This is a genomic window from Caulobacter sp. (assembly GCF_039596335.1).
Lineage (GTDB): Bacteria > Pseudomonadota > Alphaproteobacteria > Caulobacterales > Caulobacteraceae > Caulobacter.
Map to the genome: position 1 here is coordinate 221,643 of NZ_JBCNJZ010000006.1, position 21,614 is coordinate 243,256.

16 protein-coding genes are annotated in these 21,614 nt (G+C 67.6%); 4 read left to right on the top strand and 12 right to left on the bottom strand.

Annotated features, from left to right (window positions below):
* Nucleotides 1-13: 13 nt before the first annotated feature.
* The 9 genes from ABDW31_RS14405 to ABDW31_RS14445 all read right to left on the bottom strand — a co-directional run bounded on the left by ABDW31_RS14405 (nucleotide 14) and on the right by ABDW31_RS14445 (nucleotide 14,101).
* Nucleotides 14-3,238, bottom strand: a complete 3,225-nt coding sequence (locus ABDW31_RS14405; protein WP_343699070.1) for a family 78 glycoside hydrolase catalytic domain — start codon at nucleotides 3,236-3,238, stop codon at nucleotides 14-16.
* Nucleotides 3,235-5,259 (bottom strand): DUF1565 domain-containing protein, encoded by a 2,025-nt coding sequence (locus ABDW31_RS14410; RefSeq protein ID WP_184719866.1) that lies wholly within the window; start codon nucleotides 5,257-5,259, stop codon nucleotides 3,235-3,237. The genes ABDW31_RS14405 and ABDW31_RS14410 overlap by 4 nt, the downstream gene beginning before the upstream one ends.
* A 39-nt stretch (nucleotides 5,260-5,298) precedes the next feature.
* Nucleotides 5,299-6,141 carry a fumarylacetoacetate hydrolase family protein gene (locus ABDW31_RS14415; protein WP_184719864.1) on the bottom strand — a complete coding sequence of 281 codons (843 nt, stop codon included), beginning with the start codon at nucleotides 6,139-6,141 and terminating at the stop codon, nucleotides 5,299-5,301.
* 12 nt (nucleotides 6,142-6,153) lie between these two features.
* Nucleotides 6,154-6,879, bottom strand: a complete 726-nt coding sequence (locus ABDW31_RS14420) for an SDR family oxidoreductase (RefSeq protein WP_184719862.1) — start codon at nucleotides 6,877-6,879, stop codon at nucleotides 6,154-6,156.
* 145 nt (nucleotides 6,880-7,024) lie between these two features.
* Nucleotides 7,025-9,718 (bottom strand): TonB-dependent receptor, encoded by a 2,694-nt coding sequence (locus ABDW31_RS14425; RefSeq protein ID WP_343699071.1) that lies wholly within the window; start codon nucleotides 9,716-9,718, stop codon nucleotides 7,025-7,027.
* 112 nt (nucleotides 9,719-9,830) lie between these two features.
* Nucleotides 9,831-11,087 (bottom strand): MFS transporter, encoded by a 1,257-nt coding sequence (locus ABDW31_RS14430; protein WP_184719860.1) that lies wholly within the window; start codon nucleotides 11,085-11,087, stop codon nucleotides 9,831-9,833.
* Nucleotides 11,084-11,947, bottom strand: a complete 864-nt coding sequence (locus tag ABDW31_RS14435) for an amidohydrolase family protein (protein WP_184719858.1) — start codon at nucleotides 11,945-11,947, stop codon at nucleotides 11,084-11,086. The genes ABDW31_RS14430 and ABDW31_RS14435 overlap by 4 nt, the downstream gene beginning before the upstream one ends.
* A complete protein-coding gene (locus ABDW31_RS14440; protein WP_184719856.1) occupies nucleotides 11,944-12,903 on the bottom strand; it encodes an aldo/keto reductase in 960 nt (319 codons plus the stop codon). Before ABDW31_RS14440 ends, ABDW31_RS14435 begins: the two co-directional genes overlap by 4 nt.
* A 40-nt stretch (nucleotides 12,904-12,943) precedes the next feature.
* Nucleotides 12,944-14,101: a mandelate racemase/muconate lactonizing enzyme family protein gene (locus ABDW31_RS14445; protein ID WP_184719854.1), complete on the bottom strand. Its 1,158-nt coding sequence runs from the start codon at nucleotides 14,099-14,101 to the stop codon at nucleotides 12,944-12,946.
* Between the two features lie 197 nt (nucleotides 14,102-14,298).
* Here ABDW31_RS14445 and ABDW31_RS14450 point away from each other — a divergent pair, with 197 nt between their 5' ends.
* From ABDW31_RS14450 to ABDW31_RS14460, 3 genes are all read left to right on the top strand, one after another.
* Nucleotides 14,299-15,027 (top strand): FadR/GntR family transcriptional regulator, encoded by a 729-nt coding sequence (locus ABDW31_RS14450; RefSeq protein WP_184719852.1) that lies wholly within the window; start codon nucleotides 14,299-14,301, stop codon nucleotides 15,025-15,027.
* A 95-nt stretch (nucleotides 15,028-15,122) separates the two neighbouring features.
* Nucleotides 15,123-17,102 carry a TonB-dependent receptor gene (locus ABDW31_RS14455; RefSeq protein WP_184719850.1) on the top strand — a complete coding sequence of 660 codons (1,980 nt, stop codon included), beginning with the start codon at nucleotides 15,123-15,125 and terminating at the stop codon, nucleotides 17,100-17,102.
* Nucleotides 17,103-17,161: 59 nt separating this feature from the next.
* Nucleotides 17,162-17,575: a MerC domain-containing protein gene (locus ABDW31_RS14460; protein WP_184719848.1), complete on the top strand. Its 414-nt coding sequence runs from the start codon at nucleotides 17,162-17,164 to the stop codon at nucleotides 17,573-17,575.
* 3 nt (nucleotides 17,576-17,578) lie between these two features.
* Here the strand turns inward: ABDW31_RS14460 and ABDW31_RS14465 are convergent, their stop codons facing one another.
* Genes ABDW31_RS14465 through araD1 form a run of 3 tightly spaced genes read right to left on the bottom strand, consistent with a single transcriptional unit; the run spans nucleotide 17,579 to nucleotide 20,660 of the window.
* Nucleotides 17,579-18,715 carry an aldose epimerase family protein gene (locus tag ABDW31_RS14465; RefSeq protein WP_184719846.1) on the bottom strand — a complete coding sequence of 379 codons (1,137 nt, stop codon included), beginning with the start codon at nucleotides 18,713-18,715 and terminating at the stop codon, nucleotides 17,579-17,581.
* A gap of 38 nt (nucleotides 18,716-18,753) precedes the next feature.
* Nucleotides 18,754-19,680: a Gfo/Idh/MocA family oxidoreductase gene (locus ABDW31_RS14470; RefSeq protein WP_184719844.1), complete on the bottom strand. Its 927-nt coding sequence runs from the start codon at nucleotides 19,678-19,680 to the stop codon at nucleotides 18,754-18,756.
* Nucleotides 19,677-20,660, bottom strand: a complete 984-nt coding sequence (gene araD1 / locus ABDW31_RS14475; protein ID WP_184719842.1) for an AraD1 family protein — start codon at nucleotides 20,658-20,660, stop codon at nucleotides 19,677-19,679. The genes ABDW31_RS14470 and araD1 overlap by 4 nt, the downstream gene beginning before the upstream one ends.
* Nucleotides 20,661-20,863: 203 nt before the next feature.
* On the opposite strand from araD1, the gene ABDW31_RS14480 reads away from it, so the two are divergent.
* The gene (locus tag ABDW31_RS14480) at nucleotides 20,864-21,607 is read left to right on the top strand and encodes a FadR/GntR family transcriptional regulator (protein WP_184719840.1); all 744 of its coding nucleotides are present in this window, start codon (nucleotides 20,864-20,866) and stop codon (nucleotides 21,605-21,607) included.
* The last annotated feature ends 7 nt before the right edge of the window (nucleotides 21,608-21,614 follow it).

Sequence of the window (21,614 nt, forward strand, 5' to 3'; positions counted from 1 at the left end):
TGGGTTGGAGGCCCTACGCGCGCGCCTCGAACCGATGGTCGCCCGAGCCGATCTCCAGCACCAGCCGGCCGCGCTTCAGGCCTTGGACCGTCACGCCAGGAGCATGGGCGACCGGGACGCCGTTGACGCGCACGGCGTCGGCGCTCTTGGCCGGGATGTGGACCTCGGCGCGGCTGTTGGTCGGGGCGACCAGATGCAGGTCGAAGCCACCGTCAGGCTTCATTTCCCAGTCGGTGCTGATCCGGCCCAGTACGCTGTCATAGTCGCCACCGCCTCTGGACACGCGGGCGTCCAGTACGGGGTCGAAGCGGAACGACAGGAAGCCGGCGCGGATCGGCTCGATGCCGGCGATGCGACGGAACACGAAGCCGGTCACCGCCCCCAGGGCGTAGTGGTTGAACGAGTTCATGGCCACGTCGCCGACGTCGCCGTTCCAGCGCTCCCAGATCGTGGTGGCGTCCTTGCGGATCATGTAGCCCCACGACGGGAACTCGGTGCGCAGCAGCAGATCGTAGACCACGCTGTGCTGGTCGTTGTCGGCCAGGGCGTCCAGGCTGAACGGCGTGCCCAGGAAGCCGGTCGACAGTAGATCGCCGCGCCGGCGGATGTCGGCCACCAGATGGGCCGTGGCGGCTGCCCGGAGCTCTTCTGGCACTAGGCCGAAGCGAAGGGCCAGAATATAGCCGGCCTGCGAGCCGTTGCCCATCGAACCATCGGGCCGGATGAACTCGCGCTGGAAGACGGCGGTGATCTGGTTAGCGAGATCGCGATAGCGCACCGCGTCGGGCTTGCGGCCCGAACCATAGGCCATATCGGCCATGGCCTCGACCGAGCGCTTCCACCAGGCCGTGGCGATCAGGGCCTTTGGCGTGGTCTCATCGCCGGGGTTCTTGGCGTCTAGGGCCACCCAGTCGCCGAAGTCGTAGCCGCGCTCCCTGCGCCAGATCAGGTCCGGATTGTTCGTCCGGATGAAGGCCAGGTAGCGGGTCATGGCCGCCCAGTTCTGGTCGACGATGGCGGTGTCGTTGTAGCGCTTCCAGACCGTCCACGGCAGCATCACGCCCGCGTCGGCCCACCCGGGCGAGGCGCCGAGGCCAAGGTCGGTGAAGCCGGCCGGCGCATAGTCGGGGAACTCGCCGCGCGGACCCTGGGCGTCGCGCATGTCGCGGCCAAACCGCTCGGTGAAGGCGGCCACGTCCATGTTGAAGGCGGCAGCATCCCAGAACACGTTGGCGTCGCCGGTCCAGCCCAGGCGCTCGTCGCGCTGCGGGCAATCGGTGGGCACGCCGACGAAGTTGGAGCGTTGGCTCCACAGGCTGTTGCGCCACAGCTGCTGGATCACCGGATTGGCGATGCGCAGGTGGCCGGTCTCGGCGAGGTTCGAGGACACGACAATCCCTTCGACGTCCTCTGCCGTCGGTGCGCGGCCCAGGGCTTCGGCCAGGCCTTCGACCTCGACATAGCGGAAGCCGAAATAGGTGAAGCGCGGCTCGTAGGTCTCGCCGGCCGGGTCGCCCTTCAGGGTATAGACCACGGCGGCGCGGGCGGCGCGAAGGTTCGACTGGTCGACGCGGCCGTCGGCGCCCAGCACCTCGGCGAAGCGCAGGGTGACGACCTGACCGGCCTTGCCGCGTACCTTCAGTCGGGCCCAGCCGGCAAAGTTCTGGCCGAAGTCGAAGATGTGGCGCGCGCCCGCGGCCTTGATCGAGGCGGCCTTCAGCGTCTCGATCCGGCGGATCGGCGGGCTGGTCTGGGCGGTCAGGACGCAGGGCGGTGTCGGCGCGATATCGACGGCGCGCCAGCCCTGGCCCGCGAAGCCGGCGGTCGCCCAGCCGGGCTGCTCCAGGCGGGCGTCGTAGTCCTCGCCGTAATAGATCTCGCCGCGGGTGATCGGGGCTTGGGCGATGCGCCAGGTCTCGTCGCTGGCGACCGTTTCGCGCGTGCCGTCGGCGTAGGTGATCTCCAGCTGGCCCAGGAAGCGCAGGGGGGCGTCGCCGAAGGTGTAGCGACCGGCTGGGGCGTGATAGCTGCCGTACCAGCCATCGCCGACCATCGCTCCGATGGCGTTGTCGCCCTGGGTCAGCAGGTCGGTGACGTCGTAGGCGCGATAGAGGGCGGTCTTGCGGAAGTCGGTGCTCTCGGGCGTCAGCAAGGCGTCGCCGACCCGCTTGCCGTTGATTTGGGCCTCGTAGCCGCCCAGGGCCGTGGCGTAGAGGCGGGCGCGGGCGATCGGACGGCCGACCTTGAAGTCCTTGCGCAGCAGGAAGGCGCCGTAGCCCGGCCAGGCCTGGGGCTGGGTCTTCGAGACCTCGGCGGCGGCCCAGCGCGCGTCGGCGAAGCCCGGACGCATCCAGCCGTCGGGGGCGCCGAGGGCGGTCTTCATGCCCTTCGAGGTGATGCGTAGCGCCTTGCCGCCGGCCAGCTCGGCGCGGACCATCACGGCGGCGGCGATCTCGTGCAGCTTGGGCTCGTTGAAGCCGGTCGGGTCCTGGACCTTGATGGCCACCACGTGACGGCCGGCCGCCAGCCTGTGCTTCGTCTCGGCGATCGGGGCGACGCCGAAGGCGATCGGCGAGTGCGGCGGGCGTTCGACGGGCTGGCCGTCCAGCCAGACGTCGGACGTGAAGTTGGCGATCGAGAACAGGGTGACGTTGGCCGCCGACGGCAGGTCGAAGGCCAGGCGGAAATAGCGGGCCGAACGGTCGGCCGGGCGGTGGCCGCGCATCCAGACGAGGCCCGCCTGGCGGTCGGCCTTGGCCATCTCCGTCTCGGCGGCGACCCACTTGGCGGTCCAGTCGGACGGGGCCAGCAGGCCAGTCTCGAAGCTGGCGATGGCGCTGGTTGCCTTGCGGCCCTTGTTGTCGCGCACCAGCACGCGCCACCAGACGATCTGGCGCGACTTCAGCGGGCTGCCCAGCCAGGAGACATCCATGCTCTGGTCGGTCAGCACCTCGCCGGCGTGCCACAGGTCCGGATCGCCGGCCTCCAGCTTCTCGCGCGTGCTGGCGGCCTGGATCTCGTAGCGGGTCTGCTTGACGTCCGGATCGGGGCTGACCAGCCGCCAGGACAGGCGCACGGCCTGGTCTTCGACGCCGATCGGCGCCGTGACCGAGCCGGCCTTCAGGTCCAGCACCTCCAGGCCGGGACCCTGCAGCGCCTGGGCTGCCAGGGTGGGGGAGGCCGCCGCGACGCCGGCCAGGCCGGCGCCCATCATCAGGCCGCGACGCGAGACGGTCATTTGGAGACCTCGGGACGCGGACCGGCGTTGTCGATCACGGCCTGGGCTTCGGCGGGCCAGTCGCGGTTAGGGACCAGGATGTTGTTCTCGGCGACATTGCCGATCTCGGCCAGCCAGCGGCCGCCGGTGCGCAGCGAGTTGTGCCAGTTGCCGGTCGCCAGATTGTCGGTCGAGATCTTGCGGCGGAACATCTTGCCGGCGGTGTTGATGTTCAGCCACTTGCCCTGGGTGTCGACGACGTTGCCGGTCACCTTGAAGTGCTTGGAGCCTTCATCCAGGTAGATGGCGATCTTGCCGCCGATGTCGAAGATGTGGTTGGCGCGGATCACCGAGTCCGGATTGGCCGACAGATTGTAGATCGCGCCGCCGTCCATGTACCAGGTCTTGACGCCATGGATGCGGTTGCCCTCCACCAGGGTTTTCTGCAGCATCGTCGGGGTCGTGTATTTGGTGTTGTAGCGATAGCCCTTCTGGTTCTCGTCGTAGTTCGGATTGCCGCCGGCGTCGTTGTAGCCCCAGCCCCAGCCGACCGCGACGCCGTCATAGGGCGCGTCCGAGATTTCGTTGTGCAGGATGCGCGCGTCGTCGATGTAGGTCGTCAGGATCGCGGCGTTGTCCTTGTAGTCCTGGCTGACCGTGGCGATCGTGTTGTCGGCGATCTCGAGGTCGGCATTGACCAGTTCGGGCGCGGACGGGTGATGGGCGTCCTGGCGGACGCCGCCGGCCATGATGGCGCTGCCCGACAGCACCGAGAAGTGGTTGCGGCTGACCCGGATGCCCTTCGTGCTCAGGCCCTGGCCCGACAGGTTGGCGTTGGCGTCGTTGCCGATCCCCAGGCCGATCTGGCCCAGTTGCGAGAACTGGTTGCCGGTGAAGGTCACGTCCTGCGCCGCGGCGACCTGCACGGCGGCGGGGATCTGGTGCCACTTCTGGCGCATGGACTCGAACTCGGGGCAGCCCCAGCCGCACGAGGACCAGGCGTCGGCCGGACGGATCGGCGAGGTCTCCTTCAGGAAGGCGCCGCTCTGCTGGTTGGCGTAGCCGGTCGCCTCTGACGGGCCCATCCAAGAGGTGTAGGAGAATCGTAGGCCCTCGAAGCTGAGATTGCGCACCGGGGCCTTGGCCGTGCCGGCGATCGAGACCAGGGCGGAAAGGGCGGGGACGGTGACCCGCAGGGCCTTGATGTCGTCGTCCTCGGCGATGCGCAGATAGAGCTTGCCGGCGGCCGGATCGACGAACCACTGATAGGGCTTGGCGTGCCAGTCATTGGCCTTGCCGACCAGCTCCAGAGCGTTCACCAGGAACAGGCGACTGTCGTCCGGGAAGATCGGCTTGGAGACCGTGTCGTAGCCCCAGGTGTTGTTGTCCCAGGCCGGCTGGCGCATCGTCACCTTGGTCCCATCGATGGCCTGCACCGGCGAGACGCGGTCGGTGAAAAAGCCGGTGGCCTCGACCTCCAGCCGCGACGGGTGCTTCAGGTCCTTCAGGAAGGCCAGCTTGGGATTGATGATCTCGAAGCCGGTGGCGTTGAAGGTCACGTCCGAGGCGCGGATCTCCATCCACGGGCGCTCGGCCAGGGTGTCGTTGACCCAGACCTGGCGGGTGTCCAGGCCCTTGGGGATGTCGGCAACATAGATCCGGCGCTCGGCGTCGAACACCGTGAAGTTCGCGACGTCGAAACCGCCGGAGATCAGCGGGCGTGCGCCGGCCTGGCCGCGCCAGGTGACGCGCTTGCCGGCATGGCCGCCATCGGCGGCGGTGAAGACCAGGGGCTTGTCCAGGCGATAGGCGCCGGCCGCCACCTCGACCGTCACGTCCGCCTTGGCGTTGCTGGCGCGGACCAGAGCCTGAGCGCGGGTCAGGGTGCGGACGGGACGCTCGACCGTGCCGGGGTTCTTGTCGTCACCCGTGGGCGAGACGTGCAGCGTCACGACTTGAGCGTTCGCGATGGCCGCCCAGGTCAGGACGGCGCCGGAGACCATGGTCGCCGCGAGGCGGCGAGCAGAAGAGGTTTTGACCATCGCGAACTCCCTAAGTCTTCTTCTTTAGTTCAAGTGGCTTCAGGCCTGGCGGACGACCTGTCTCTGGTCGCCAAGGCCCTCGATGCCCAGTTCCATCACGTCGCCGACGTCCAGATAGACCGGCGGCTTCTGGCCCAGGCCCACGCCGGGCGGCGTGCCCGTCGAGATCACGTCGCCCGGCAGCAGGGTCATGAACTGAGAGAGATAGGCGACGATGAAGGCCGGCTTGAAGATCATGGTCGCGGTCGAGCCGTCCTGGAACGTCTTGCCGTTGACCTTCAGCCACATCTTCAGATTGGCCGGGTCCGGCACTTCGTCGCGGGTAACCAGCCAGGGACCGATCGGACCGAAGGTGTCGCAGCCCTTGCCCTTGTCCCATGTGCCGCCGCGCTCGATCTGGAAGGCGCGTTCGGAGACGTCGTTGATCGTGCAATAGCCCGCGATGTGGGCCTCGGCGTCCTGCTCGTCGATATATTGGGCGGTCTTGCCGATCACGATTCCCAGCTCGACTTCCCAGTCCAGCTTGGTCGAGCCGCGGGGCTTCAGCACGTCGTCGTTCGGACCGCAGATGGCCGAAGTGAACTTGGAGAATAGCACCGGCTCTTCGGGGATCGGCAGACCGCTCTCGGCGGCATGATCGGCGTAGTTCAGGCCAATGCATAGGAACTTGCCGATACCCGCGACGCAGGCGCCGTAGCGGACGCCTTCGGGAACCAGCGGCAGGGCGTCCAGGTCGAGGGCGCGCAGGCGGGCCAGGCTCTCGTCCGAGAGTGTCGCGCCGTCGATATCGGCGACCACGCCGCTGAGGTCGCGAATGCGGCGTTGGGCGTCGAGGACACCGGGCTTTTCCTGGCCGACGGGGCCGTAGCGAAGCAGTTTCATGTCACGCGTTCCCTAGTTGACCCAGCCGCCGTCGATCACGTTGATCGTGCCGGTGGTGAAGGCGGACTCGTCGGAGGCCAGATAGACGGCCAGGGCGGCCAGTTCCTCGACGCGGCCGAAGCGGCCCATCGCTTGACGGGCTGTGAACTCGGCATAGGCCTTGTCGAAGTCGCCGGTGTCGCGCAGGCGCTGCAGCAGGGACGGGGTCTCGACCGTGCCCGGGCAGATGGCGTTGCAGCGGATGCCCTTGGTCACGAAGTCGGACGCCACCGACTTGGTCAGGCCGATCACGGCGGCCTTGGTGGCGCCGTAGGCGAAGCGGTTGGGCACGGCCTTGATGCTGGAGCAGACCGACGACATGTTGATGATCGACGCGCCGCCATTTTCGATCATGCGCGGCAGGAAGGCGCGGATCATCCGGTACTGGGCGGTGACGTTCAGGGCGTTGGAGAAGTCCCAGGCGTCCTCGTCACAGTCCAGGATCGTGCCGGCGTGGACGAAGCCCGCGCAGTTGTAGAGCACGTCGACGGTCGGGAACTCTTCGGCGATCGCCTTGACGGCCTCGCGGTCGGTGACGTCCAGCTGGCGAACGGTCACGCCGTCGAGGCCCTCCAAGGCCTCGGTGCGGATGTCAGCGGCGATGACGCTGGCGCCCTCGCGCACGAACGCCTCGACGGTCGCGCGTCCAATTCCCTGAGCGGCGGCCGTCACCAGCGCCGTCTTGCCCGCAAGCCTCATCGGTCAACCTCAAACATAAGATGTATTATGTTTGCTAAGGGCAGTGGGCGGGAGCGTCAACCCGCCGTGGACCTGCTGATAAAAGAAAAGCCGCATCACGACGGGGGCGTGATGCGGCGCACCAAAATGGCAGGAGGGGAAGTGCCTAGAAGCGGACGCGGACGCCGGCTGCGACGCGGCGGCCCGTGGTCCGGAATTCCTTCGTACGGTTGGGCGTGACCGAGTAGATGAACTCTTCCTCGTCGGTCAGGTTCAGGCCATCGACGAACACGGTGAAGTGTTCGTTGATGTTGTACGACGCGCCCACGTCCAGCTGGCCATAGCTGTCGAAGTATTCCGGCTCGCCGTTACGGCCCGAAGCGACCTGCAGGAACTTGTCGCGCCAGGTGTAGGCCACGCGGGCCTGGATCGGACCCTTCTCGTAGAAGCCCACCAGGCTGTAGGAGTACTTCGACAGGCCTTCCAGACCGTAGGAGACGTTGGCCACGGTGTTGGTGTAGTTGGCGTCAGACTCGGCGTAGGTGAAGCTGGTCTGCACGCCCAGGCCATCGAACGGCGCGGGCAGCTTGTTGAACACCTGGCGGTAGCCCAGTTCGAAGCCCTTCACGACCGCGCCCTTGCCGTTGCCCGGGACGGTCACCTGGAAGGTGACCTGATCGACCTTCTGCGGCGTCGTGACCAGGGTCACGAACGAGTCGATGTTCTTGTAGAAAGCCGCGAACGACAGCAGCGACATGGTGTCGAGATACCACTCGACGCCGCCTTCGATCTGCGAGGCGCGGAACGGCTGCAGGTCGGGGTTGCCGCGACGGATGGTTTCGTTGCCGGGGTTGGTCTGGATCGTCTGGCGCGGCGACAGGTCCGACAGGGTCGGGCGGGTCATGACGCGCGAGGCTGCGAAGCGCAGGATCAGGTCGTCGGTGACGTTCAGGCGGGCGTTCAGCGACGGCAGGATGTCGGTGTACTTGCCTTCGAAGCTGACCGGGACGACCGGCGAGACGGTGATGATGTTCTGGCCCGCACCGTTGGGACGGGCGCTGAGGACCGTTCGCGAGGCGCCCGACGAGGTGTAGTCGGTGTCCTCGATGCGGACGCCGACATTGACCGCCAGCGGCATCGAACCCAGCTCGGTCTTGATGTCGGCCATGACGTAGCCGACCAGGACCTTTTCATCGACGACCGACGAGGCCGACGGCGAGGCGACGCCCGGGTTGAAGGCCTTGTTGTCGCGGGTGGCGTATTCCTTGACTTGTTGGATCAGGGCGCGGGGGTCGTAGTACAGCCAGTCGTGGATGATGCTGTCGCCGTACTTGCCGCTGAAGAAGTTGCGGTCGGTCGACTGGAACAGCGACGTCGGCAGCAGCTGGTTGGAGTCGCAGTAGGCGCACTGCTCGCCGAACGGCATCTCGACCGCGTTGATGGTCTTCTTGCGGTTCTGGGCGGCCAAGCCGGCGCTGATCGACACGGCGCCTGCGGGCTTCCAGTCGGCGTCCAGGGCGAACTCGTTGATCTCGTCATCGACGTCCGAACCGCCGCCCCAGATGTAGTAGTGGGCGGTCACGCCTTGCGGGTTGGTCGCGGCGTTGGCGTAGTTCGGGCTGGTGAAGCCGTACGAGTACATCGGGTCCCCGCCGCGGCGGTCGAACCAGGTGTTGACGTTCTTGCGGCGGATGGTCGTGAAGTCGTTGTCTTCCTTGCCCCGGCGCTCGGCCTTCGAGGTCGAAGCGTCGAAGGTCAGGGTCAGGTCCTGGGTAGCCTGCCACTTCAGGTTTAGGCCGATCTGGTTGGTCGTGACGTCGCGGTGATCATACTGGATGATCTGGTCGACGAACCCGCCCTGATAGCGCTGGTAGACGGCTTCGCCGCCCTGCACGACCTGCTCGACCAGCGTACCGCCGGCGAAATCGTAGGCCAGGCCCGTCTGCTGTTCCTTGAAGTCGGCCTTGGCGTACAGCACGTCGACCGTGGCCGTCAGGCTTTCGACCGGCTTGTACTGAACCACGCCATTCAGGCCGAGCATCTTCTTGTCGCGTTCGAAGAAGAAGGGCGACAGGTTCGACGGCATCGAGACGCTGGTGAAGGGCGCGACGCCCGGTCCGATGCGGGCGCCCGCCACGCCGCCGGCGTTGTAGTAGGAGTCGGTGCTGGAGCGACGCACGTGGCCCGCGCCGATAGTGAACTCGTCGTTGCGGACCTTCTGGTCCATGTACGAGGCCGACAAGGCCGCGCCGAAGGTGCGGTCCTCGTTGCGCCAGCTGACGACGCCCGAGACTTCCGGATTGTACTTATCGCGCAGCTCGGCCCACTGGCCGCTGATCGAACCGGCGGCGCTGAACGCCTGGCGCTGCTCCAGCGGACGCAGGGTGCGCACGTCGATGGTCGCGCCGATCGAGGCGCCGTTCACGTTGGCTTGCGGCGACTTGTAGACGTCGGCGCCCGAGATGATCTCCGAGGGCAGGACGTCGAACGAGAACTCGCGGCCGTTGTTGTCGGTGGCCAGGGTGCGGCCATTGACGGTGACGGCGTTGAACTTGGGACCGAAGCCGCGAACCGAGACGTAGCGGCCTTCGCCGCGGTTACGCTCGATAGTCACGCCGGCGATGCGCTGCAGCGACTCGGCGACGTTCTGGTCGGGCAGCTTGCCCAGGTCTTCCGAGGCGATCGAGTCGACGACGCCGACCGCGTTGCGCTTGATATCGATGGATTGCTGCTGGCTGGCCCGGATCCCCGTGACCACGATCTCTTCGACGCTGGAAGCGTCCTGAGCTGCGGCAGGGAACGCCCATGCCCCCAGCAGCCCGAGAGCGGTGGCGGCCAACATAGTCGTCTTGGTGGACATGCTCGATCCTGTTGTTTCAACCCCTTCGGCCGGTTTCCCCGGCTTGTTCTGAACTTGTATGATGAGTTCAGTTGTCTGTCAAATTATCATAATACGTAATATGAATCGTTGTTCAGCGAACCGAGCGGATCGGGGCCACGCAAAGGGCCGAGCTGAACACGAAGACGATCGCGGCGATGAAGATGGCGGCGTAGTTGCCGTCGAAGACGTTCAGCAGCACCGCGGCCATGACCGGGCTGATTATCTGCGGGATATTCACCGCCGTCGTCAGCACGCCCAGGTCCTTGCCCTCGTCCCCGGCCGTGGTCTGGGGCAGCACCTGGGTCATCAGCGCCATGTCGATCGACATGAACATGCCGTAGCCGACGCCGATCACCCCGGCATAGACCCACATGCCGGTCATGTTCGGCATGACCAGAGGGGCGACCATCGCGCAGCCCATGATCAGGCTGGAAGCAATCACGAACGGTTTGCGGCGCTGCAAACGGTCAGACAAAAAGCCCGAGGCCAGCGACGACACGATCAGGCACACCAGGGTCAGGATCGCCATGTTGGCGATGGCCAGGTTCGAGCCCACGTCCGACAGGCCGATATAGTCGCGCAGGATGTACAGCAGATAGGCCGCCACGGCCTGGTAGCCCATGTAGACGGTGAAGCGTCCGGCGAAGGCCCAGGCGAAGTCGGGATGTTCCTTGGGGCTGATCCAGAAGCTCGAGAAGAAACCCTTCCACGAGAACGGACGGGCCGGGGCGTTGGCGCTGGATGGCTCGCGATTGATCAGCACGAAGGCGATGCACGAGACGGCGATGGCGACGGCGAACAGGCTGTAGGCCAGCACTCGGGCGCCGGCCAGATAACCGGCCACGACGGTGCCGGCGGTCAGGCCCGCGGTCATGCCGGCTCCGACGATGCCCGACACCGCGCCGCGTGTTTCGGGCGGGAAGCGGTCGGCGATCACCGTCGTCATGGCCGGCTGCATGGAATTGTAGGCGACGGTCGCCATCACCCACAGCACCATCAGCGACCAGAAGCTGGTCTGCCACGACACGCCGAACAGGCACAGCGAGCCGATCAGCGAGGCGATGGCGATCCAGGGCGAACGGCGGCCCCAGCGTGTGCGGGTGCGGTCCGACAGGGCGCCGGCGATCGGCGTCGTCAGGGTCGAGAACACCGAGGTGATCGCGAACATCAGGGCCAGGTTGTTGGCCTTTTCCGCCGAGTTTAGGGCGGCGATCTGGTTGGGCAGCAGCACGCCCAGAACGCCGCTGTAGAGCGCCATCAGCAGGAAGAAGTTGACCGCCAGCGACAGCTGCAGGCGCATCCGGCCGGCGCTCGCCGGGCTGGCGGGGAGGGTGGTGTCGAGGCTCATGGGAGCGTCTCCGGCGCCAGGGTGTAGAAGGTGGTCGCGGTTTCGGTTTCGATGAGCCGGCGATCGGCGGCCGACAGCGCGATCGCGTCGAAGATCCGCCGCCAGCGCTGGTAGCCGCCAGCCAGGTCGACGACCGGCCAGTCGCCGCCGAACATCAGGCGCTCGGGGCCGAAACAGGCGAGGGCGTGGTCGATATAGGGCAGGAGGGCCTCGTCGCGGCCCTCGGTCCAATGGTCCTGGGTGGTCAGGCCCGACAGCTTGGCGCAGACGTTCGGGAGGGCGGCCAGGATCTTCAGGTTCACGTCCCAGTCCGCGCCACGCACGTCGCCGGCATGGGCGGCGATGTCGGGCTTGCCCAGGTGGTCCAGCACGATGCGGGCGTCGGGCGCGCGCTCGAACAGCTCACGCAGAACGGCGATGACCAGCGGCAGCTGGTGGTCGCGGGAGCAAACGTCGATCGTCAGGCCGCGCTGGGCGACCGCGACCAAGCCGTCCAGATGGCGGGGATCGGTGATGAAGGCGTCGGGCTCGTTCTGCACCGAGCGGCGCACGCCGCGCACGATCGGACGGGCCTTGAGCAGGTCGAGATAGGCACCGACAGCCTCGCCGACTTCCAGCGGCGCGAAGGCCACCGCGCCCAGGATCTCGAGATCTGGATGGGACAGGCTCGCGACCCAGTCGACCTCGTCCAGCGCCTGGTCGGGCGCGCAGTCGGCTTGGACGAAGACCGCCTGGCGAACGCCGGTTCCTTGCGCGGCCCAGGCGTCCGGGCCATGCGGGCCGGCGATGCTGGGGACATACTGCAGCCAGTCGTAGTCGAGGCGGCGCGGGTCCCAGAGATGCAGGTGGGCGTCGATCATGCGCCGGCCTTGCCGCCGTTGCCGGGCAGGACGTCCCAGCCCAGGTCGCGGACCGGCGCCAGGGCCTCCTCCACGGCCGCCAGTATGGCCGGGTCGATCGGCGTCGTCAGCGCCTTCAGGTTCTGGCGCAGGTTCTCGGGCTTGGACATACCGACCACGGTCGAGGCGATGCCGGCTTCGCTGGCCGTTTGCAGTGCGAACTGCAGGGCCACGAACGACAGGTCCGCGCCCAGGGCGGCGCTGCGTCGGGCGGCCTCGGCCGCGGCGGCATGGACGCTCTCGTGTCCCGGATGCCACTCGGGCGGCCCGCCGGTGGTCAGCAGGCCCATGCCCAGCGGCGAGGCGTTGAAGACGGTGATGCCGTGTTGCGCCAAGCGGCGAGCGACGTCGGCCAGGCGCTGGTCCTGCAGGGTGTAGGTGCAGTAGGCCATCACGGTGTCGACCTGTTCGGCCACCGCGACCTCTTCCAGCAAGGCCAGGTCGTAGCCGGTGATGCCGACCTGACCGATCGCGCCTTTCGCCTTCAGGTCGCGCAGGGTCGGCAGGGCCTCGTCGATCAACTGGCGCCGGTCGCCATGCTCTATGTCGTGGCACTGCAGGACGTCGATAAATTCCACGCCCAGGCGGACCCGGCTTGCGTCCAAGCTGCGCAGGGTGGCTTCGCGCGAGAAGTCCCAGGCCTTGTCGCCATAGCGGCCGATCTTGGTCATCAGGACATAGGCGTCACGCGGCACGCCGCGTAGCGCCGCGCCCAGCGCCGTCTCGGCCTTGGTCAGGCCGTAGTAGGGAGCCACGTCGATCACGGTGACGCCGGCCTCCACGGCCGCGGCCACCACGGCGTCGGCCTGGGCCTGCGGCACAGGGTGATAGACGCCGCCCAGCGAGGCGCCGCCCAAAGCCAGAGGGGATCGGGCCAGGGGCGAAATAGACGCCGCGCCGAGGCTGTTACTGATCATCCTGTTCGTTTCCTGATCGCGTCCTGAGGACGTCTTGTCTTTAGCGTTCGGCGGCGGCGCGGCTGGCCGGCACCAACCCCAGTCCCGCGCGCCGGGGCCGGACGTGCGGCCCTCCGGACTTTGACCATGTTCCGCTGAGTCGATTGGCGGTGATCGCCGCTTCGTCGACCTCGATCCCCAGGCCGGGACAATCGCCGAGCACCAGGCCGCCGTCCATGATCTGCTGGTCGACCGACAGGCCCACCGGGAAGTTGAAGTCCTGGATCTCGATGCCGACCATGTTGGGCACGGCCGCGGCCGCGTGGGCGACTGGGTTGCAGTCGTAGCCGACCGGCGAAACGGGCAGGTTGTGGGCGTGGGCGGCCATGGCGACGCGGTTGAAGTGGGTGATCCCCCAGACGCTGCCGGTCTGGACCACGTCGACGGCCTTGGACTCGAACAGCGGCGTGAACTGGTCGACGCCGGTCAGGTTCTCGCCGGTCGCCACGGCGGCCTTGATCGCGCGGCTGACGATGGCGTGGCCCTCGGCGTCCCAGCGGCGCAGCGGCTCCTCGATCCAGGTCAGGTCGACGCGGGCCTCGACTTCGCTGGTCAGGCGCACGGCCTGCTTGCGGCTCCAGCACTCGTTGACATCCAGCATCAGGCCGGGGCGGTCGGTATTGCGGCGCAGAACTTCGGCGGCGATTTCCAGGCGATGGATGTCGCGCTCGACGTCGCGGCCGCCCTTGATCTTGGCGGCGGTGAAGCCGCGCTCTGCCCACTGCTTGTAGTGCGCCTCGAAAGCCTCGTCGGTTAGGCCGTAGCACAGGCCCGAAGCGTAGCCGGGCACGAAGCGATCGCGCGCGCCCAAAGTCCGCCACAGAGGCTCGCCGGCCATCTTGGCCTTCAGGTCCCACAGCGCCATGTCGACCGCCGCGATCGCGCCATAGGTCGCGCCGGCGTGGCCGCTCTTGAACACATAGGACAGCATGCGGTCGTACAGGGCCGAGACGGCGCGGGGATCCTCGCCCTCCACGGCCGGGAAGACGCGGGCGATGTCGGCGTGCTGGCCCAGGCCGACGCCGGTCAGGCCGCCGTCGGTCTCCAGGAGCAGGATCGGCACCTCGGTGACGCCGGCTTCGACCACGCCGTTGACGTCGCCCACCGGGCGGCCCCAATCGTGGACGGTGGTCAGACTACGGTAGCCGGTAATCCGCATGGGTCGGTCTTTTACTCATTATGTGGGACCACGGCCCCTTGTCTCAGGTAATATGTATGACGAATTTTGGGTTGGCAAGCCTTCCGCTCTGGGGCGGGAGGGGGATTTGCGTCTGATCCGTCGACGCTCGAATCTCGTATTGTGATACGATGCGGGCGTCGGATAGAACGTTCGTTCAACGAGATCGAGCAGCTGAAATGACCGTTTCGACCAGCGCCCCGGGCGCGAGAGCCGCGCGTCGCCCCCGTCTGGCGGCAGCCGTGGTCGAGGATCTGGTCAATGCCATCGTCACCGAGATCTATCCGCCCGGCTCGGCCCTGCCGCCCGAGAACGTACTGTGCGACATGTATGCGGTCAGCCGCACGGTGGTGCGCGAAGCCACGACGGCCCTGACCGAAAAGGGCCTCGTCGTCTCGCAGCAGGGGCGCGGCACCATCATCCAGGATCCATCGTCCTGGAATCTGCTGGACCCGATGATTCTCAGCGCCCTGTTCCGGCGCGAGGACGGCCTCAGCTATCTGGACAACCTGTCGGAGATCCGCGCCTCGCTGGAAGCCAGCATGGCCGCCAAGGCCGCGCGCAACATCACGCCCGAGGCCGCCGCTCAACTGGGCCGGCAGATGGAGAAGCTGGAGGGGCTGATCTCCACGCCCGCCGGCTACGTGCATGAGGACGTGAACTTCCACGACATCATCATGCGGCTGTCAGGCGACCGCCTCAGCAAGGCGATCATCGACAGCATCCAGAGCAAGGCCGTGAAGACCTACGGCTACAGCGGCCGTCTGAACGTTGAGCACGTGCAGGCCACCCACGAGGCTCACAAGCGGGTTTACGACGCCATCGTGGCCGGCGACGCCGAAAACGCCGCTAAGGCCATGCGCGAACATATCGAGACGTCGTGGCGCAAGCGCCGGCCCACCAGTTAAGGCGACGAGCGAGCTAGACAATAAAAGCCAAGCCTTGGCGCCGTAGGGCTCCCCGCGCGTTGTGGTGTCGCTCAACCGTGTAAGAGGCTTGCTTAGTGCTGCTTGACGCCCCGCCGCCACCGGTCTCCGCCGTCATTGTCGAGGCGCCGGCATTGCCGCCTCTGTTGGGGCAAGACGCCTTTTCGACGGCCCGATATGACGCCCGAGCGTTGTCGGCTGCGCCGCGTCTGGACCAGGCTCTGGGCGCGACGCCGGGCGTCTCGCTGTTTCGCCGAACTGGTAGTGACGCCGCAAATCCGACCATTCAGGGCCTCTCCTTGCGCGGAATCGCACCTTCTGGTGCGGGGCGAGCGCTAGTCACCTTGGACGGTGCGCCGCAGAATGATCCGTTCGGTGGCTGGGTTATCTGGAGTGCGCTTCCGGCCGAGAGCCTGTCGGGCGCGACGATCGTGCGGGGCGCTGGGGCCGGGGCCTATGGAGCCGGCGCGTTGACCGGCACGGTTGCTCTGCGTGAACGGTCGACCGGCGGCGGCCTGACCGCCCTGACGCTGCAAGGCGGCCAGCGCGACAGCTGGCGCGGGGCGGCGGCCTTCGGGACCGAGCATCTGCTGCTGACCGCCAGCGGTTCGCGCACGGATGGCTATTATCCCGTGCGCAACGGTCAGGCCGGCGCGACCGATACGCCCACGACGCTGGAGGATGCCGCCATCGCCGCCCGCGTGCAGGGCGATATCGGCGCGGTGCAGTGGGCCATGCGGGTCGGCGCCTTCCAGGAGAAGCGCGATGCGGGCCTCGTCGGGGCGCGCTCGAACGCTACCGGCGTCTCGTGGGCCCTGACCCTGGCCGGCGAGACCTGGCGACTGCAGGCCTGGGCGCGCAAGAGCGATCTGGAGAACACCTCGGCTGCCGTCGCCGCCGGGCGCACCGGGACGACGCCGGCCAACGACCAGTATTCGACCCCCGCGCTCGGCTACGGCCTCAACGCGGCCTGGCAAGGTCAGTATGGCCCGGTGATGTGGGAGCTGGGCGCAGATGTACGGGCTGCCGAAGGCCGGGTGCGCGAGCGCTTCCGTTATCAGTCCGGCGTCTTCACGCGGGGTCGCGAGGCCGGCGGCCGCACCCTGGTCGGCGGCATCTATGCCGAGGCGGCCTATGCCAACGCGGACTTCTCGATCGCCGGCGGGGCGCGGCTCGACGGCTGGCGGTCCTATGATGGTCTCCGGCGTGAGCGCGACCTGGCGACCGGCGCCGCGATCCTGGACGCGCCGCCGGCCAGCGCTTCGGGAGCGACCCCGACCGCGCGGATTGGTCTGCGCAAGCGACTGTCCGGCGAAACCTTGTGGCGCACGGCCGCCTATGCCGGCTTCCGGCCGCCGACCCTGAACGAGCTGCATCGCCCGTTCCGGGTGGGCAACGACGTCACCGAGGCCAATGCGGCCTTGAAGCCCGAGACCCTGTACGGCCTGGAAGCAGGCTTGGCGGGGGACGGCGCGCTGCGCTGGAACCTCAGCGCCTTCCACAACCGGATCGAGGATCCGATCACCAACGTCACCGTTGGCATAGGGCCGGGGACCTTCCCCGTGGCTGGCTTCATCCCAGCGGGCGGGGTGCTGCGCCAGCGGCGCAATGTCGGGGCGATCAAGGCCTATGGCCTGGAAGGCGACATCGCCGCCGATCTTGCGCCCAATTGGACAGTGCGGGCGGCGTTCTCGGCCACACGGGCTCGCGTGGATGGCGGCGATGAGGCCAGCCAGCTGACCGGCAAGCGCCCGGCCCAGGCGCCGGCCCTGACAGTCACGGCCGGGACGATGTGGCGGCCGATCGACCGCCTGACGCTGGACGCCGACCTGCGCTACGAAAGCCGCCGTTTCGAGGATGACCTGAACCTGCGCAGCCTGAAGGCTGGCGCCACCCTGGACCTGCGCGCCGGCTGGGCGCTGACGCCGACCAGCGAGGTCTTCGTGCTGGCTGAGAACGCCCTGAATGTCGACTTGGCTGTGGGGCAGACGGCAGACGGTATCACTAGCTACGCCGCGCCGCGCACCGTGCAGATTGGATTTTCTTTACGCCGCTGACCTTGAACTCATTATGTTACAACATAACATAAGGCCTCCTTGTAGCGTCTGGAGGCGTCGTGCCGTCATTTTTTCGAGCGTCGGATCGTCCGTCGAACCCGACCGCGACCGCGCTGGACGCCTCAGCCGTCGGTCTTTCCGCTCTGTGCCTGGCTCACTGCCTGGCCCTGCCGGTTCTGGCGCTGGCCTTGCCGGCCCTGAGCGCCTGGGCCGAGGCCGAGTGGATCCACGTGGCCCTGCTGCTGGTCGCCGTGCCGATCGCAGCCATGGCCTTCATCGACCGCTCGGGCCGGCCCCATTCCTGGCCGATGCTGGGCGTGGCCGCCGCGGGCCTGGGCCTGATGCTGGCTGGCGCGCTGGAGTTCCCCAATCACGACTGGGAGCGCCCGCTGACCCTGCTGGGCGGTTTGCTGCTGGCGGGCGCGCACATCGCCAACTGGCGGCGACGCCACGCCCACTCGCACGCAGCTTAGGACTTACTTCTCGACCGACAGGCGGAAGACCATGACGTTCCGGTAGGTCTGGCCCGGGTCCAGGCGCACCGGGGCGAACTGGGGCTTGTTGGGCGCGTCGGGGAAGTGTTGTGGCTCCAGGGCGATGCCGTCGCCCTGGCGATAGATCTTGCCGCTCTTGCCCGTCCACGTGCCGTCGATGAAGTTGCCGGCATAGAACTGCAGGCCCGGTTCGGCCGACAGGATCTCCAGCACCCGGCCGCTCTTGGGGTCGGACAGGCGCGCGGCCAGGCGCATCGCGCCGCCGGCCTTGCCGTTCAGGACATAATTGTGGTCGTAGCCGCGGCCGATGACCATCTGCGGGTCCTTGCCGTCGCGGATGCGCGTACCCACCGCCGTGGGCTTTCGGAAGTCGAAGGCCGTGCCGGCCACCGGCGTCGTCTCGCCCGTCGGGATCAGCTCGGCGTCGACCGGCGAATAACCGTCGGCGGGGATGGTCAGGACGTTGCCCATCGCGCCGTCCGCAGACCCTTCGCCGGCCATGTTGAACAGGGCGTGGTTGCTGATGTTGACGATGGTCGGCTTGTCGGTGGTGGCGCCGTAGGTGACGGTCAGCTGGTTCTGCTCGTCGAGGGCGTAGGTCGCCGTGGTGGTCAGGGTCCCGGGATAGCCCTCGTCGCCGTCGGGGCTAACATAGCCCAGGGTCACCGAGGCGACCGGGCCGCTCTTGGTGTCCAGCACCTTCCAGACCACCTTGTCGAAGCCCTTCACGCCGCCGTGCAGGGCCGCCACGCCGTTGTTGTTCAGCGCCAGCTGGTAGGTCTTGCCATCCAGGGTGAAGCGGCCCTTGCCGATGCGATTGGCGAAGCGGCCGACCGTGGCCCCGAAATAGCTGGCGGTCTTGGCGTAGGTTGCCGCGTCGGCGAAGCCCAAGGCGATGTCGGCGCCCTTGCCGTCGCGACCCGGGGCGACCAGGGCCTGCAGGGTGGCGCCGTAGGTGATCACCGTGGCGCTGACGCCCTTGCCGTTGGTCAAGGTAATGGCCTCGACGGCCTCGCCCGACGGGATCTGGCCGAACGGCTTGCGCGACAGCTCGACGGCTTGGGCCGAGGTCGCGGCCAGGGCGAGCGCGCCGCTCAAGGCGATGGTCTGCAGCTTCATGTTTCCTCTCCCGATTTTTGTTGTCTGGCTGACGCCGGCTATTCGATGAACGGCGGCGCGGCGACCCGCTCGCTGAGCAGGAAGGCGTCGGCCACGTGGCGCAGGGGACTGACATCCACGTCGCTGGCCCGGTCGGCGATCAGCCGGGCGAACTCGGTGTAGAGGCCTGGATACTCGCGGTCCGGCCCCTCGAAGACGAGATCGTCGTTGATCCACAGCTTGGCGCCGCCATTGGTCAGTTTCAGCGCGCCGTCGTCGGTGTCGACCTCGATGTCCCAGCTCTGCGGACCGGTCTGCAGGAAGTCGAACTCGGCGCGGATCGGCGCGCCGGCGGCGTCGGTGAAGTCCAGCTCGGCCTGGACCGGGGCCTGCAGATTACTGGGCGTATGCAGCACGCCGCGCGTCAGGAAGAACGGCCTCGGCAGGATGGCGGTCACGATCGACAAGGCGTTGATGCCGGGGTCGAAGACGCCCAGGCCACCGGCCTTCCAGATCCAGGTCTGGCCCGGATGCCAGACGCGGACGTCCTCTTTCCAGCAGATTCGCACGGCCTTGACCTCGCGCTCGGCCAGCCATTCGCGGGCGGGCTGGACGCCGGCGGCGCAGCGCGAGTGCCAGGTGGTCTGCAGGGTCAGGCCGCGAGCAACGGAGACCTGGCGCAGATCCTCGACCTCGCTGAGCGTCGCACCGGGCGGCTTTTCCAGCATCACGTGCTTGCCGGCCGCCAGAGCCTGATGGGCCAGGGCGTGGCGCGGCTGGGGCGGGGTGCAGAGCGCGATGGCGTCGACCGTCACGTCACTGGCCAGCAACTCGGCCAGGGTCGCGAAGTGCGCAACGCCGTCAACGCCCGACGAGCGGCTGACCACGGCGGCCAGGACGAAGCGCTTGTCGGCGGCGATGGCCGGCAGGTGCTGGTCGCGGGCGATCTTGCCCAGGCCGACCAGAGCGAGGCGGACCGGCGTCACAGCGACTTCACCGTCACCGGGCGCTCGGCCGCCTGGGCCAGGGGGTTGCTGACCGGATACTGGAACGGCGCGGCCTCGATCTCGAACACGTCGCCGACCTCCGTCTGGAAGCCTTCCGAGAAGGAGAGGGTGGCCGTGCCGAAGAAGTGGACGTGCACGTCGCCCGGGCGGCGGAACAGGTCGTATTTGAAGTGGTGGTGCTCGAGATTGGCGAGGGTGTGGGACATGTTCGCCTCGCCCGACAGGAAGGGCTTTTCCCAGACCGTCTGGCCGTCACGGACGATGCGGCTGGTCCCGCGCACGTCGTCGGGCAGCGGGCCGGCCAGCAGTTCCGGACCCAGGGCCGCTTGGCGCAGCTTGGAGTGGGCCAGCCACAGATAGTTGCCGCGCTCGATCACGTGGTCGGAGAACTCGTTGCCCAGGCAGAAGCCCAGGCGGTGTGGCGTGCCGTCGGGGCCGATGACATAGACGCCAGCGATTTCGGGCTCTTCCCCGCCGTCCTTGGCGAAGCTGGGCGAGGCGAGGGGCTGGCCAGGAGCGACCAGCTGGCTGCCGTCGCCTTTGTAGAACCATTCCGGCTGCACGCCTTCCTGGCCGGCCGCGGGCTTGCCGCCCTCGACGCCCATCAGGAACATCCGCATGGAGTCGGTCAGCTGTTCGCCAGATTGGGCCGCCTTGTGCATCTTGTCCCGGCCCTCCGCAGAGCCGAGGTGGGTCAGGCCCGTGCCGGTCATCTGCAGGTGGGCGGGATCAGGATGGTCGATCGGGGCCAGCACGCGGCCTTCGGCTAGGGCGGCGGCGATGTCGATCGTCTCGCCCAACGTGGCGGCCTCGACCAGCGTCACGCCCTTGGCGATCGCGACCTGGGCCAGGGCGTAGAGGGTGTCGGCGGCCTGGACGCGACGAGCGCGGCCCTCATCGTCGATCGCCGCCAGCCGCCGCGCTTCGCTGTCGGTCAGTTGCACGAAACGAAACGCCATGGCCGATCTCCTCACCTAAGAATAGTCCGACAAATATAGGGCCGGGCCGTCCTGTCAAATGCCCGCGATGGCTGCGCTTCAAGGCCGGGCTGGAATCCGTTTTCGCATCATGGGTTTGCGTTGTGACGTGAATTTGCCTGTTCTCCGACAATTGATCTCGCTAGGGTCCGAGGGATCGGCGTCATGGGTGGAGCAAGCAGCGCGTGTCGAAAGCCAGGGAAGCGGACGGCGGCGGGGCCGCTTCAAAGCGCATCCACGGCTCCATCGCGCGCAAGCTGGGCGTGGCCATCGTCTCGGGCCAGCACCAGCCGGGCGACGTTCTGACCAACGAAATCGACGCTAGTGAGCAATTGCAGGTCTCGCGAAGCGTCTATCGTGAAGCCATCCGCATCCTGGCCGCCAAGGGGCTGGTCGAGAGCCGTCCCAAGACAGGCACCCGGGTCAGCGCCCGCGCCCGCTGGCAGCTGCTGGATCCGGACGTGCTGGCCTGGTTCTTCGAATCAGAGCCCAGCGAGGATTTCCTGCGAGAGCTCTACGAGCTGCGGATGATCGTCGAGCCGGCAGCTGCGGCCCTGGCCGCCCAGCGCCGGGATGAGGTCCAGTTGGAGCGGATGCGCGCGGCCCTGGTCATCATGCAGCACGAAACCCTGGCCAGCGAGGCCGGCCGCGCCGCCGACCGCGACTTCCACGACACCGTGCTGGAAGCGACCAGTAACGGGCCGCTGTTCACCCTGAGCAGCAGCATCGGGGCGGCCGTACGCTGGACGACGATCTTCAAGCAGCGCCATAGCGAACTGGCCCGCGATCCGATGCCCGACCACTGGAAGGTGTTCGACGCCATCGCCGCCGGTCGCGCCGACCAGGCCCGTGAGGCGATGGAGCGGCTGGTCAGTCTGGCGCTTGAAGACACGCGCGCCTCGATTGACGCTCCGGCAGACCAGGTATAGTCAGACA